Below are 13,590 nucleotides of genomic sequence, written 5' to 3' on the forward strand. Positions count from 1 at the left end.
AAGCTTGAAGAACATCCGCGTTCAGGAAAAGAGCAAAGACATCGATTCGCTTTCGCTGGCGATCGAGACGCAAACCATGCCGGCCTGCGGCGACGCCGATTGCCTCGTCGAGATCGCGAGCGCGGCGGTCAACCCGAGCGACGTGAAGGCCGTGCTCGGCTTCATGCCGCACGCGGTGTGGCCGCGCACGCCGGGCCGCGACTACGCGGGCCGCGTGATCGACGGGCCGGAGGCGCTCGTCGGCAGGGCAGTGTGGGGCAGCGGCGGCGAACTCGGGATCCGGCGTGACGGCACGCATGCGCGCTACCTCGTCGTGCCCGCGCACAGCGTGCGCGAGAAGCCGGTCAACCTGACGATGGACGAAGCGGGCGCGATCGGCGTGCCTTTCATCACGGCGTTCGAAGGGCTGCGGCGCGCCGGCGGCGCGAAAGCGGGCGACGTCGTGCTCGTGCTCGGCGCGAACGGCAAGGTCGGGCAGGCGGCGATCCAGCTCGCGACGATGGCGGGCGCGCAGGTGATCGGCGTCGAGCGCGCGGGGCAGCCCGGGGTGCAGTCTGACATTGGCCACGCGAGCGACAAGGTGCTGATGATCGACGCGTCGTCGCACAACCTCGACGAAGTCGTGCGCGACGTCACGAACGGGCACGGCGCGGACATCGTCTACAACACGGTGGGCAGCCCGTATTTCGAGCGCGCGAACCGCGCGATGGCGACGGGCGGCACGCAGATCTTCATCTCGACGATCGAGCGGCCGGTGCCGTTCGACATCTTCGCGTTCTATCGCGGCCAGCACACATATGTCGGGATCGATACGCTCGCGCTCGACGCGCGCCGCGGTGCGGCGATCCTCGACGAGCTGCTGCCCGCGTTCGAACGCGGCGCGTTGAAGCCGTTTCCGATCGACGACGAATACGTGTTCGATCTCGATGACGCCGCGCACGCGTATCAGGCCGTGTATCGCGGTGCGGCGCAACGCGTGCTGCTCAAGCCATGAACGTGACCCGCTTCGGCGACGCGCCGCAGTATTTCCCCAGCCATCACTTCCTGATGCGCTGCGTGCGGTTGCAGGGGCACGAGGCGGGGCCCGCCGAATCGCTATGGCTCGGCGTGTCGACGCTCGAGCCGGGCGGGCACACGTTGCTGGACGCGTCGCCGGTCGAGAAGCACTACGTGGTGCTCGACGGTGAAGTCTGCGTGGAGTCGAACGACGGCGAGGTCGTGATGCGCCGCTTCGATTCGTGCCGTCTCGCGCCCGGCGAGCCGCGTGCGCTGCACAACCGCACGAACCGCCCCGCGATGATCCTGCTCGCGATGCCGCTGCTGCGGCCCGCTTCGCAGTGACGGCGGCCGATCGCATGCCAGCGCCGCACGATGCGCGGCCCGACGATGACGACGCCTGCCGGCTGTCGGAGATCCGGTTCGAGCCGGGCACGCGGCACACCGTCGAAGCGGACGCCGGCGGCCGCTTCGTGCAGGTGCTGAGCGGCGGCGTGTGGATCGGCAGCGCGCGGCGCGCGCATTGCGTGATCCGCGGCGGCGGCGTGTGGCTGCCGCCGTCGGTCGCGCACCGGCTCTATGCGCCGTACGGCGCTGCGCTGCGCGAGCTGCGCGTTGCGCCGGCGTCGAGCGCCGCGCATGTGCATTCGCGCCGGATCGCCCGCTGCTCGGACGTGCTGACGTCGCTGCTGTCCGACAGCGGACGCGGCGCGCTTGCGCGTTCTCCGGCGGCGTTCGCCGCGCTGCTGCTCGACGAGCTCGATGCGGCGGCACGCGACGGCGCATGGGAACTCGCGATCGACATGCCGTCACCGGTGAGCCGCATCGCGCCGCTGTGCGACGCGATGATCCTGGACCCTGGCCGCGACACGCGGCTCGACGCCGTCGCCGCACGGGCGGGCATCAGCGAACGGACGCTGCACCGGCTGTTCGTCGACGAACTGGGCATCAGCACCGGGCGTTGGCGGCAAACCGTCCAGGCCGGCGGCGCGATGTGCGCGCTGGCGCTCGGCATGCCGGTCGCCGCGGCCGCGCGTGCGCTCGGCTTCACGCCGAGCGCGTTCTCGACGTTCTTCAAGGCGCGCGTCGGCCGTGCCCCTCACCATTGGCTCGCGCAGCGGGCCGCGCGGGACGGCGCGCGCACCGAATGATGTGCTGTTGTGCCTGCGAGAGGCATCTGCGGATTGCCTGGATGATGTGATACGTCCGCGAGAGGCGTCTGCCGATTGCCTGGATGGCGCGATGCGCTCGCGTGAGACGTCTGCGGCTTACCTGGACGCGGCGCGCGGCGGCGCCGTGGAGCCGCGCACCATCAGTTCCGGCGGCAGCGTGATGCGCAGCGGCGCGGCGCCGGGCGTCGCGATCCGCCCGAGCAGCAGCCGGGCCGCCTGGCGGCCCATCTCGCGATGCTGGATCCGCAGCGTCGTCAGCGGCGGGTGCAGCATGTCGACGAGCGGCATGTCGTTGTGGCCGATCACCGAGATGTCGGCCGGGCACGCGATCCCGCGCGCGGCGAACACGTCGTAGCAACCGAGCGCGATCAGGTCGTTCGCCGCGATGATCGCGGTCACTTGCGGATGCGCGTCGAGCAGCTGCTCGCACGCGGCGCGCCCCGCTTCGCGCGTGAACTCCGCGGCCTCGACGACGACGCTGCCGGTCACGCCGTGCTGGTGCGTCGCGATCTGGAAGCCCTGCAGGCGCGACAGGCCGGTGGCGAGCCGCTCGGGGCCGGACAGGTGCGCGATGCATGTGTGGCCGAGCCCGACGAGGTGCTCGACGGCGAGCCGCATCGACAGGAAATCGTCGTTGACCACCTCGGGCACTTGCCCGCCGTCCTCGCCGCGATTGACGAGCACGACCGGCACGCCGTCGAGCAGGCAGCGGCGCACGAGCGGATCCTGCCGCGCGGCCGTCGCCAGCACGAGCCCGTCGACCTGCCGCTCGAGCATCTGCTCGAGCATGCGTTCCTGGTCCTTCGGCTTGCCGACGATGTTCGAGATCAGCACGCCGTACCCGCCGGCCGCGAGTGCTTCCTCGATGCCGCAGACGATCGGCGGAAACACCGGGTTCTCGATATCCGGCAGGCACACGCCGATCACGTGCGACTGCCCGCCGCGCAGCGCCGACGCGAGCCGGTTCTGCCGATAGCCGAGCGATTTCGCGGCGGCCAGCACGCGGCGCACGACTTCGTCGCCGATCAGGTGGCGCGTCGCAGGGTTCAGCACGCGGGAGACGGTCGATGCGTTGACGGAAGCGGCGGCCGCCACTTCGCGGATCGTGACGCGGCCGGCGCCGCGCGTATCGGATGTCGTGGTCATGGAACGGGTCGGTGGATGTGCGCCGATTGTATCGGTGCAAAGGGTTGCCATCAATGTTGCAGGTAAAAACCCTAGTGATTACGGCGGCGAGTACGCATTGACAACGGATTGCGCAGCGCTAGTATATGCATACGTTTGCATTGAAGTCATCCGCAACTTCGGATCACGAATGACGCGGATGCAGACGGGCGTGACACATGACCGTGCGGGACCGCGCATTCATCCGGCACGAAAGATCAGACGAATAGGCGTCGGCGCCTTTTGAAATCGGCGCGGTTGCAGATCCGTCGGGTGGCTGGCGCGTGAGGCGGCCGCAGGTCGCGTGCATGATTCACTACCGGCCGGATCTTTGCGTCCGGATATGCAAACGGTTGCATAAGTATCAACGGGTATCGACAAGTATCGGGCCGCCCGGCGGACCGGCAGCGCGACGGATGGTGTCGCGCCGGAGCACGCGGGCACGCGAGGACGCGCGGGCAGCCCGGCCGAAGCGAACGAACAGGTGGAAGGAGACGGACTTGAAACGCAGACAGGCAGCTTCAGGCAAGTGGTCCGGCGTGCGTATGGCGCTCGGATGCGTCATCGCGCTGGGCCTCAGCAACGGCAACAGCGCTCTCGCGGCGAACGAGACGCTCGCCGCGTTCTACAAGAACCAGGTCGATCCGCATTTCGCGCTCGTGCATGCGGGCGTCGATTCGGCCGCGAAGCGGCTCGGCGTGTCCGTCACGCACTACGCGCCGACGCGCCCGAACGATCTAGGCGAACAGTTGAGCGAGCTCGAGGACGTGAGCGTCCGCAAGCCCGGCGCGGTGCTGTTCATGGGCGTCAACCCGCGCGGCGTGGTGCCGGCGATCGAGAAGATCAACGGAATCGGCATCCCCGTCGTCAACTACAACGATCGCGTCGCCGGCGGCAAGTTCGCGTCGGTCGTCGTCGCAGACGACTTCAACCTCGGCCATGACGTCGCCCGCTATCTGTTCACGAGCCTCGGCGGCAAGGGCAATGTCGTGATCCTCGAAGGCGTGAAGGGCTCGACGACGAGCGACGAACGCGTACGCGGCTTCCGGCAGGCGCTTGCGGAATTCCCGAACGTGCACCTGCTCGCGTCGCAGCCCGCGAACTACCAGCGGCTGCAGGCGCTGCAGGTGACGGAGAACCTGATCCAGTCGAATCCGAAGATCGACGGCGTGCTCGCCGCGGCGGACGTGATGGCGATGGGCGCGATCGAGGCGCTCGAAGCGGCCGGCCGCAAGGACACGAAAGTCGTCGGCATCGGCGGCGTGCCGGAATCGGTGAAGGCGATCAAGGACGGGCGTCTGCTCGCGACCGCGGAGTTCAACGGCTTCAAGATGGGCTGCATCGCGACGATGGCTGCGGTGCGCACGCTGCGCCACGAGCCGGTGCCGCCAACCGTGCTGATCAAGGGCATCGTGATCGACAAGACGAACTACGCGCCGTTCGAGCTGCCGGGCGACCAGCGGCAGTGTCCGGCATGGGGCGACGTCGTCAGCAACTGACGTGACGGCGCCGGGAGCGACGATGCGCGGCGAGGCGCGCATCGTGCCGCGCTTCCGACCGCGCCGTCCACCTCCTGGGGGAAAACATGGAAACCACGACTTCGGCCCCGACGGTGCCGCGGCTCGAGTTGCGCAAGATCTGCAAGAGCTTTCCGGGCGTGCGCGCGCTGTCGGACGTCGACTTGCAACTGTATCCGGGCGAAGTGCACATGCTGCTCGGCGAAAACGGCGCCGGCAAATCGTCGCTGATGAAGGTGCTGTTCGGCGCATACCGCGCCGATGAAGGTGAGTTCTTCTTCGACGGCGAGCCGGTCTCAATCGGCTCGCCCGCCGATGCGAAGCGGCTCGGCATCGCGGTGATCTTCCAGGAGTTCTCGCTCGTCCCGCATCTGTCGATCGCGCAGAACATCTATCTCGGGCGCGAGCCGCGCAACCGCTTCGGCCTCGTCGATCATCGCCGGATGCACGCGGACGCCGCGGCCGTGCTCGGCGAACTGGGGCTCGCGTACGACACGCGCATGCAGGCCGCCGAGCTCGGCGTCGCGCAGCAGCAGATGGTCGAGATCGCGAAGGCGCTGTCGCACGATGCGCGCGTGCTCGTGATGGACGAGCCCACGGCCGCGATCTCGGACCGCGAGGCCGACGCGCTGTTCGCGGTCGTGCACCGGCTGCGCGATGCGGGCGTCGCGATCGTCTACATTTCGCACCGGATGAAGGAGGTGTTCGATCTCGGCGATCGCGTGACCGTGCTGCGCGACGGTCGCCTCGTGAAGTCGATGCCGGCCGCCGACACGACCCCCGACGAACTGATCGCGCTGATGGTCGGCCGCTCGGTCGGCACCGTCTACCAGCGGCGCTACATCGGCGAGCCGGGCGACATCGCGCTCGACGTGCAGCAGCTGACGACCGCGACCGGCGTGAAGGGCGTCGACCTGCACGTGCGGTGCGGCGAGATCGTCGGCCTGTCCGGGCTCGTCGGCGCCGGGCGCTCGGAGGTCGTGCGGGCCGTGTTCGGCGCGGACCCGATCCAGGGCGGCCGTGTCGAGATCTTCGGCGAAGCGGTGACGGGCGGGCCGCACAAGATCGCCGCGCGCGGCGTCGGCCTGATTCCGGAAAACCGCAAGCACGAAGGGCTCGCGCTCACGCGCTCGGTGCACGAGAACCTGCTTGCCGCGAGCCTGTGGCGGCTGTTTCCTAAGGGCTGGTACCGCGCGGAAGAGGCCCGGCGCGCGACGCGCGAGCTGATCGATTCGCTGCGGATCGCGCCCGGCGACCCGGCCAAGCGCGCGCAGTTCCTGAGCGGTGGCAACCAGCAGAAGATCGTGATCGGCAAATGGCTCGCTGCCGGGTGCCGGCTGTTCATCTTCGACGAGCCGACCCGCGGCATCGACATCGGCGCGAAGACCGAGATCTTCGCGCTGATCGAACGCCTCGTCGAAGGGGGCGCGGCGGTGCTGCTGATCAGTTCGGAGCTGTCGGAGATCGTGCACGTGTGCGATCGCGCATACGTGATGCGGGAAGGTGCGATCTCCGGCGAGCTGCCGCGAGACCGCTTGAGCGAGCGCAACATCCTCGCGCTCGCGATGCATGAGGAGGCCTGATGAATACGAATGGACAACAGCAAGGACAGCGCGCGGCGGCGCGGCGGCGGCGGCCGCTGCCGTCGATCGTCTGGGCGAGCGCCGCGCTCGCGGTAGCGGCGGCGCTCGGGGTGCCGGGCTTCGCGTCCGGCGGCAACCTGTCGGACATCGGCCTGCAGATCGCGATGCTCGTCGTGATCGCGATGCCGATGACGCTCGTGATCCTCAGCGAAGGGCTCGACCTGTCGGTCGGCGCGGTGCTGAGCCTCGGCGGCGTCGTATTCGCGCAGACGCTCGCAACGGGCGCCGGCGTCGTGCCCGCGCTGCTCGCGGCGGCGGGCGTCGGCGCGCTGGCCGGCGGCGTGAACGGCACGCTTGTCGCGCGGCTCGGCCTGCCGCCGTTCGTCGTCACGCTCGGGATGCTCGGCATCGCACGCGGCATCGCGCTGGTGCTGACCGACGGCAACGCGGTCGTGGTCGCGACGCCGTCGGTGGCCGGGCTCTACGCGTCGTCGATCGCCGGGATTCCGTTTCCGATCGTCTGCGCGCTCGCCGCGTGGGCGCTCACGCATCTGCTGCTCTATCACACGAAGTTCGGCACCTACGTGTTCGCGATCGGCGGCAACCGCGATGCGCTGACGCTGGCCGGCGTCAACGCGAAGGTGTTCCACGTCGCGATCTACGTGCTGAGCGGACTGTTCGCCGGGCTCGCCGCGCTGCTGCTCGTCGGCCGGATGAACGCGGCCGAGCCGAACGCGGCGATCGGCATCGAGTTCGACGCGATCGCCGCCGTCGTGCTCGGCGGCACGTCGTTCGAACGCGGCGACGGCTGGCTCACCGGCACCGTGCTGGGCGTCGTGACGATCGGCATGCTGCGCAATGCGCTCAACCTGCTCGGCGTCGAGTCGTCGCTGCAGGTGGTGTCCGTCGGCGTGCTGGTCCTGCTCGTCATTCTCGTCGACAGCCTTCGCAAATCCCGTTTCCTCGGAGCGCACGCATGAGTATCCAGAATCCTTCCCGGTTCGTGCTGAGCCAAGTCGGCCGGCTCGACGTCCGCCGCCACGTTCGCGACGAAACCGCCGCGCTGATCTACCGGCTGCTGCTGGTCGCCGCGATCGCGCTGGCGCTCACGATCGCAACCGACGGCTTCGCGACGTCGGCGAACCTGCTCAACGTGCTGCGGCAGGCGAGCCTGATGTTCCTGCTGGCGTCGGGGCTCACGCTCGTGATCCTGTCGGGCGGCTTCGACCTGTCGATCGCGGCGAACCTGACGCTGTCCGCGTGCCTCGCGGCGGGGACGATGAAGGCCGGCGGCTCGCCGCTGCTGGCGGTCGCAATCGCGATGGCCTGCGGCACATCGATCGGACTGCTGAACGGTCTGGCCGTCACGCTGCTGCGGCTGCCGCCGTTTCTCGCGACGTACGGGATGCTGTGGATCGTCCAGGGGCTCGCGTTCCACTACATGGGCGGCAACGAGATCTTCGGCTTTCCGGCGGGGTTCCGCGCGCTCGGCACCGGGTTCTGGCTCGGCGTGCCGCTGCCGGTCTACATGATGCTGATCGTGCTGGCCGGCGGCACGATCGTCACCGCGTGCCTCAATTTCGGCCGCGAGATCTATGCGATCGGCGCGAATGCCGAGGCCGCGCGTCTTTCCGGAATTCCGGTGCGCCGGCGTCGCATCGCGGTCTACACGATCAGCGGCCTGATGGCCGGCATCGCGGCGATCGTCTATCTGGCGCGCGTCAATGCGGCGGATTCCGCGATGGGCGAGCCGATCCTGCTGCCGGCGATCGCCGCGATCCTGATCGGCGGCGCGTCGTTGTTCGGCGGCACCGGCACGCTGGTCGGCACGCTGTTCGGTTGCGTGATCCTGTCGCTCGTGATCGACGGGATGAACCTGCTGAATCTCGATGCGAACTGGCAGCCGATGATGGTCGGCGCAATCCTGCTGCTCGCGGTGCTGGCCGATGCGCTCGCGCGGCGGCAGGGCGGCCGCAAAAGCTGACTTCTCGCTGACTTCGCGAGGTGCGCGACGCGTTCGATCGCGTCCGCGCATCCGTCCGATCCCGTCGCCGCTTCGGGACCGGACATAACAAAGAGACGATTTGACAAGCGGCGAGACTGATCGGCGAGGTGTTCTCGCCAGTGCCTGTCTAACATCGAGTTAACGATGCGGCGTGCAGGTTGCCGGGGCGGAAGAGACGAGAACCGATCGAGCGGATGCGGCGGACCTGACCGGATTCGATACTTCCTCACGCGACGGCTTGACACGACAGAAAAACAATTCGTAGTGCAAATGTATTGGAGTTCGTTTGCGATCAACGTCCGGCCGGTGGCCGGAAACATGGAGGGGAAAGGTGGAGATGAAGAGAAAAATGATCGCCGCGCTGGTGGGTACGGCGCTGAGCGGCACCGCGATGGCACAGAGCAGCGTCACGCTGTCGGGCAAGCTCGACGAAGGCATTACCTACGTGACGAACGAGGGCGGCCACTCGAACACGAAGATGGATAGCGGCGTGCTGTTTCCGAACCTGTGGATCCTGTCCGGCCACGAGGATCTCGGCGCCGGCTACAAGGCGGTGTTCAAGCTGTCGTCGCTCTTCAACCTGAACAACGGCGAACTGAACCAGCCGAACACGCTGTTCGGGCAGCAGTCGTGGGTCGGCGTCGAAACGCCGTACGGCACGATCACGCTCGGCAACCAGTTCGATTTCAGCGCCGACTACTTCGGCCAGTTCAACGTCAGTTCGTCAGGCAGCGGCTATGCGATCCACCAGGGCGACTTCGACCGTACGAACAACGACCGCCTGAAGAACTCGATCAAGTACACGAGCCCGACGCTGTTCGGCGGGCTGTCGTTCGGCGCGATGTACGGCTTCAGCAACACGCCGGGCAGCTTCCACGACAACAGCGGCTGGAGCGCGGGCGCGCAGTACGCGAACGGGCCGCTGACGATCGCGGCCGCCTATACGTACGTTGCAACGCCGACGATCGATCCGTACGCGCAGATCGGCGTGCATTCGTTCTTCGGCCAGCAGGTCGCGAGCGTGACCGACAACGTCGCGACCGATCTCGCGCCCGAGTTCCAGATCCGCTCGCTCGGCACGCTGGGCGTCGGCGCGTCGTATGCGATCGGCGACGTCACCGTGTACGGCAACTACAGCAACACGGTCCTGAAGTATCTCGACACGAAATCGGTGATGCATGTCTACGAAGGCGGCGCGAGCTGGCAGGTGACGCCCGCGTTCCAGCTCGTCGGCGGCTATCAGCACACGGGGTTCGAGGGGCATGCGTGGAACCAGGTCACGGCAGCCGCACTGTATGCGCTGTCGAAGCGCACGCAGGTCTACGTGTCGGGCGATTACCTGAAGGCATCGGCCGGCGTGGACGCCGTGATCGGCGCGAGCTTCGCGCCGTCGCTGACCGGCAAGCAGGGCGACGTGCGCGTCGGCATCTACCACACCTTCTGAGCGTGAGCGCCGAGCGCGCAGCGCAGAACACGGGTTTCCATCCCGGCGCAGGCCGGACACATCAACACGAGGTTGGAGGAGTCGAAACATGAAAAAAGTCATTTACGTGGCCGCACTGGCGGGCGCCGTCGCGGCAGGCGCGATGGCATGGGCGAGCGATGCGCCCGGCAACGGGCCGAAGCTGATCTCGAACATTCCGGTGACGAGCGCGAAGCCGTTCGGCTTCGACATCAGCGCGGCGTCGGACGGTAACTACTACCTGGCCGACGGCTCGAACGCGACGCTGGACGTATTCGATGCGAAGACGATGACGCTGCGCGACCGGATCAACGCCGATTTCGCCGGCATCGGGCCGACCCACGACAAGTCGGGGCCGTCCGGCGTGATCCCGATCCCGGGGTCGTCGATCGTTTATGTCGGCGACGTGAATTCCGTCAAGGTCGTCGACGTCGCGTCGAAGCAGCTCGTCAAGCGCATCGAGGTCAGCACGTCGGGCGTGCGCGCCGACGAAGGGTGCCTCGATCCCGTTCACCACGTCGTGATGTTCTCGAGCGGTGCTGAGGAGCCGCCGTTCGCGACGTTCATCAACACGGATACGCAGTCGGTGATCGCGAAGCTGCCGCTGAAGGATTCGACCGGCCTCGAGGCCTGCGCGTACGACCCGAAGGCGCAGAACTTCATGCTGAACAACGACGGCACGAAGGCGAACCCGAAGGGTGAAGTCGACCTGATTCCGGTGAAGGCGGTGCTCGAAGGCAAGCCGGAAGTGGCGGCCGTGTTCAAGCTGAAGGGCTGCGAAGGGCCGACCGGCATCGCGATCGGGCCGGGCAACGATGCGCTGATCGGCTGCGATCCGGATGAAGGCGGCAAGCAGACCACCGTGATCATCGATCGCACCAACGGCACGCCGCTCGCCGAGCTGCCGTTCGGCGGCACCGACGAGGCCGTCTACGACCCGGTGTCGAACCGCTACTTCCTGGCCGCCGGCCACCATTCGGCGAACAACGTGTCGCAGGTCGGCAACAAGGCCGCGAAGTTCGATCCGGCGCTCGGCATCGTCGACGCGAGCACGCGCAGCCTCGTCGCCGTCGTGCCGACGGGAACCGGGTCGCACTCGGTGGCGGTGGACGGCGAATCGCACCACGTGTTCGTCCCGTTCGCGAAGGGACCGTCCCCGCAGTTCGAAGGCACCGGCGTGTCGGTGTTCGCCACGGAGTAACCGGCGTACCGGCGTGACGGGCAGCTATCTCCAGTGACGGGCTGCGGCTTTCCCGCGAGGCGCGTGAGCGGCCGCCTCGCGGGTTTTTTTCGCCGGAACCGGGGGCGTTGCTGCACCGGGCTCAGGTCGGCTGTGGCGCGGTCGTGCCGGGCGATGGCTGCGCTGCATTCCCCGGGGTCTGCTGCTGTTGGGAAGGCGGGTGGTATCGCGGGTACGTGTGTTCGTGATGGACGTGGAAGTGCTCGTGCGCACCGGACGTTGCCGTCGCGAATGCACCGAGCGCGAATGCGGCACCGAGTATCCAGATCTTCATGGCGATTCTCCGGGCGCCCTGTCGAGAGCGCCTGAATCTAGGCTAGGCAGCGCCGGCGGTCCGCATTTATACGTGAATACCCTGAATCGTGGCCGGAAATGAAAGCGTGTCGCGCATGCGTTCGATTGCCGGCCACGGCGGCCGTGACGGAAACGCGATGCACGTGCCGGGATTTTTCGGACTTGCTGGTAAGCGCCCGGGCTTTACGGTCAACGGAATTCGACGATCGGCCCGTACGCTGCGGTGTAACACGAATGGTTGGAGACAACGAAGTGATGAAGTCGAACGTCAGGTTCCCGTTTCGTCGAGCGCGTCGAGCGGCATGCGCAGTCGCCGTGGCGGCCAGTTGCGCGGGTGTCGCGCCGGGCGCGAATGCGCAGCAGGCCGCGCCCGCGCCGACGACGAGCTACGCGCTCAGCTATGCGCAAACGCAGAAGCTGCTCGGCATCGCGGTGGCGGCCGCCAACGCGCGGCATCTCGCGATGAGTTTCGCGGTGGTCGATCCGGGCGGCCATCTGCTCGCGGCGGTGCGGATGGACGGCGCACCGTTCGCGACGCTCGACTTCGCGCGCGGCAAGGCGTTCGCGTCCGTCGCGCTCGGCGGCCAGTCCGGCGCGACGCTCGAGCAGCGTTATCGCGACGACCCGTCGGAGTACAGCAACGTATCCGGCGCCGCGTATTACGCGCCGTTCCTGCCCGCGCGGGGCGTGTTTCCGGTGTTCCAGGACGGACACCTGCTGGGGGCGGTCGGCGCGGGCGGCGCGCCTTCCGCGATCGACGACGAAGTAATCAAGGAAGCCATCGAGACGTTCGGCGCGCGAGTCGCGCGATGACGGCGTCTCTTCATTGAAAACATATCAGGATGACTTATGAAAAACACCACGGATAAATCCGGTCAGTACGACGTCGACGCGAACGGCATCGAACCGGCGCGCGCGACGACGCAGGACGGCACCGCGCTCTGCCGGCGCACGATGCTCAAGCTTGGTTTCGGCGCGCTCGCGGCGGGCGCAACCGGGTTCGCGGGCGCCGCGCGCGCCGCAACGGGCGCGGCGTCCGCAAGCGGCAGCGCGATGCGGCCGTTGCCGGGCGGCAAGATCGTGCGTCTCGTGCCGTCGTGGGACACGGTGCAGGTCGGCCGGATGGAGCCGGGCACCCCGTCCGCAGTGACGGTCCGCTCGGGCGACACCGTGTGGTACGACGGCACATGGACCAACTGGGGCAACGAAGCGAAGTACGGGATGACGTTCAAGGAGCGCGAGCCGATCCGCAAGAAGTATCCGAACGGCGCGTTCTCGCTGATCGGGCCGGTTGCGATCGACGGCGCGCAGCCGGGCGATCTCGTCGAGTGCCGGCTGCTGAAGATGCGGCCGATCGACTGGGGCTGGAACTCGGCGCCACCCGGAGTCGGCGCGCTGCCGCACGACTTCGCGCCGTACCTGCGCTATCTGAAGTTCGACGATCAGCGCACTTACGCGTCGTACGTGCCGGGCGTCAACATTCCACTGAAGCCGTTCCAGGCCTATCTCGGCACGCAGCCGCCCGGCGACCGGCCGACCAGTGCGAACCTCGCGGGCAGCTATGGCGGCAACCTCGACTGCGCGGTGCTGAACGTCGGCAGCTCGGTGTTCCTGCCGGTGCATACGGCCGGCGCGCGCGTGTGGACGGGCGGCTCGATGGGCGCGTCCGGCGAAGGCAACGTCGACCAGACGTCGATCGAAACCGCGTTCGAGGAAATGCGGATCCAGTTCGTGCTGCACAAGCAGAAGGGGCTCGACGGTCCGATGGCGGAAACGCCCGAGCACTGGATCGGCTTCGGCTTCTCCGACAGCCTCGAAAGCGCGCTCGTCGCGTGCCTGCGGCAGATGATCGGCTGGCTGTCGGCCGCCACCGGCATCGCGCCCGAAGACTGCTACGGCATCTACAGCGTGGCGGGCAGCTTCCGCGTGACGCAGTACGCGAACCAGACCCATACCGTCTACGCGACCGTGCCGCCGAAGGGCATCCACTGCATGTTGCCGAAGCGGATCTTCTCGGCCGAGCTGCAGCGGCGCATTTCCGCGTACGTGCGTGCCTAGTGCGCGCCTGGTGCACGCGTAGTGCACGACGCATCGTTCGTTTTGTGTGTGCATGCGGCCGCGCGGTCGTTCGGGTTCCGGACGCGCGCGTGCCGCAAG

The 13,590-nt window shown here is 67.8% G+C and carries 13 protein-coding genes; 11 read left to right on the forward strand and 2 right to left on the reverse strand.

All coding sequences use genetic code 11. The features are described from left to right. Positions 1–4: 4 nt before the first annotated feature. The 3 genes from ACV229_RS20765 to ACV229_RS20775 are packed head-to-tail and all read left to right on the forward strand — an operon-like array spanning position 5 to position 2,147. On the forward strand, positions 5–994 hold the full coding sequence (locus ACV229_RS20765) for a quinone oxidoreductase family protein (RefSeq protein WP_448084977.1): 990 nt from the start codon (positions 5–7) through the stop codon (positions 992–994). Further along, positions 991–1,341, forward strand: a complete 351-nt coding sequence (locus ACV229_RS20770) for a cupin domain-containing protein (RefSeq protein WP_448084978.1) — start codon at positions 991–993, stop codon at positions 1,339–1,341. The genes ACV229_RS20765 and ACV229_RS20770 overlap by 4 nt, the downstream gene beginning before the upstream one ends. 14 nt (positions 1,342–1,355) lie before the next feature. After that, positions 1,356–2,147, forward strand: a complete 792-nt coding sequence (locus ACV229_RS20775; protein ID WP_448084979.1) for a helix-turn-helix domain-containing protein — start codon at positions 1,356–1,358, stop codon at positions 2,145–2,147. A gap of 117 nt (positions 2,148–2,264) precedes the next feature. Here ACV229_RS20775 and ACV229_RS20780 read toward each other — a convergent pair whose 3' ends face one another. Then, complete coding sequence (locus ACV229_RS20780) at positions 2,265–3,314, reverse strand: LacI family DNA-binding transcriptional regulator (protein WP_448084980.1); 1,050 nt, start codon at positions 3,312–3,314, stop codon at positions 2,265–2,267. A gap of 518 nt (positions 3,315–3,832) precedes the next feature. Here ACV229_RS20780 and ACV229_RS20785 point away from each other — a divergent pair. From ACV229_RS20785 to ACV229_RS20810, 6 genes are all read left to right on the forward strand, one after another. Then, entirely contained in the window at positions 3,833–4,831 is a 999-nt protein-coding gene (locus ACV229_RS20785; RefSeq protein WP_448084981.1) for a sugar ABC transporter substrate-binding protein, read from the forward strand. Positions 4,832–4,917: 86 nt separating this feature from the next. Then, a complete protein-coding gene (locus tag ACV229_RS20790; protein WP_448084982.1) occupies positions 4,918–6,432 on the forward strand; it encodes a sugar ABC transporter ATP-binding protein in 1,515 nt (504 codons plus the stop codon). After that, on the forward strand, positions 6,432–7,412 hold the full coding sequence (locus tag ACV229_RS20795) for an ABC transporter permease (protein WP_448084983.1): 981 nt from the start codon (positions 6,432–6,434) through the stop codon (positions 7,410–7,412). Before ACV229_RS20790 ends, ACV229_RS20795 begins: the two co-directional genes overlap by 1 nt. Next, positions 7,409–8,416: an ABC transporter permease gene (locus ACV229_RS20800; RefSeq protein WP_448084984.1), complete on the forward strand. Its 1,008-nt coding sequence runs from the start codon at positions 7,409–7,411 to the stop codon at positions 8,414–8,416. Before ACV229_RS20795 ends, ACV229_RS20800 begins: the two co-directional genes overlap by 4 nt. Before the next feature lie 358 nt (positions 8,417–8,774). After that, positions 8,775–9,881 carry a porin gene (locus ACV229_RS20805; RefSeq protein WP_448084985.1) on the forward strand — a complete coding sequence of 369 codons (1,107 nt, stop codon included), beginning with the start codon at positions 8,775–8,777 and terminating at the stop codon, positions 9,879–9,881. A gap of 88 nt (positions 9,882–9,969) precedes the next feature. Next, positions 9,970–11,100, forward strand: a complete 1,131-nt coding sequence (locus ACV229_RS20810) for a hypothetical protein (protein ID WP_448084986.1) — start codon at positions 9,970–9,972, stop codon at positions 11,098–11,100. Between the two features lie 121 nt (positions 11,101–11,221). Here ACV229_RS20810 and ACV229_RS20815 read toward each other — a convergent pair whose 3' ends face one another. Further along, positions 11,222–11,413 (reverse strand): hypothetical protein, encoded by a 192-nt coding sequence (locus ACV229_RS20815; RefSeq protein ID WP_448084987.1) that lies wholly within the window; start codon positions 11,411–11,413, stop codon positions 11,222–11,224. A gap of 335 nt (positions 11,414–11,748) precedes the next feature. On the opposite strand from ACV229_RS20815, the gene ACV229_RS20820 reads away from it, so the two are divergent. Together ACV229_RS20820 and ACV229_RS20825 are read left to right on the forward strand one after the other, a co-directional pair. Further along, positions 11,749–12,246: a GlcG/HbpS family heme-binding protein gene (locus tag ACV229_RS20820; protein ID WP_448084988.1), complete on the forward strand. Its 498-nt coding sequence runs from the start codon at positions 11,749–11,751 to the stop codon at positions 12,244–12,246. Positions 12,247–12,282: 36 nt separating this feature from the next. Continuing rightward, the gene (locus ACV229_RS20825; protein ID WP_448084989.1) at positions 12,283–13,491 is read left to right on the forward strand and encodes an acetamidase/formamidase family protein; all 1,209 of its coding nucleotides are present in this window, start codon (positions 12,283–12,285) and stop codon (positions 13,489–13,491) included. Positions 13,492–13,590: the final 99 nt, after the last annotated feature.

It is taken from the genome of Burkholderia sp. MR1-5-21, assembly GCF_053427715.1.

Coding starts and splice junctions, on each gene's coding strand:
- ACV229_RS20825 (WP_448084989.1), top strand. CDS start 12,283: ATGAAAAACACCACGGATAAATCCGGTCAGTACGACGTCGACGCGAAC.
- ACV229_RS20810 (WP_448084986.1), top strand. CDS start 9,970: ATGAAAAAAGTCATTTACGTGGCCGCACTGGCGGGCGCCGTCGCGGCA.
- ACV229_RS20775 (WP_448084979.1), top strand. CDS start 1,356: ATGCCAGCGCCGCACGATGCGCGGCCCGACGATGACGACGCCTGCCGG.
- ACV229_RS20815 (WP_448084987.1), bottom strand. CDS start 11,413: ATGAAGATCTGGATACTCGGTGCCGCATTCGCGCTCGGTGCATTCGCG.
- ACV229_RS20795 (WP_448084983.1), top strand. CDS start 6,432: ATGAATACGAATGGACAACAGCAAGGACAGCGCGCGGCGGCGCGGCGG.
- ACV229_RS20790 (WP_448084982.1), top strand. CDS start 4,918: ATGGAAACCACGACTTCGGCCCCGACGGTGCCGCGGCTCGAGTTGCGC.
- ACV229_RS20800 (WP_448084984.1), top strand. CDS start 7,409: ATGAGTATCCAGAATCCTTCCCGGTTCGTGCTGAGCCAAGTCGGCCGG.
- ACV229_RS20805 (WP_448084985.1), top strand. CDS start 8,775: ATGAAGAGAAAAATGATCGCCGCGCTGGTGGGTACGGCGCTGAGCGGC.
- ACV229_RS20780 (WP_448084980.1), bottom strand. CDS start 3,314: ATGACCACGACATCCGATACGCGCGGCGCCGGCCGCGTCACGATCCGC.
- ACV229_RS20770 (WP_448084978.1), top strand. CDS start 991: ATGAACGTGACCCGCTTCGGCGACGCGCCGCAGTATTTCCCCAGCCAT.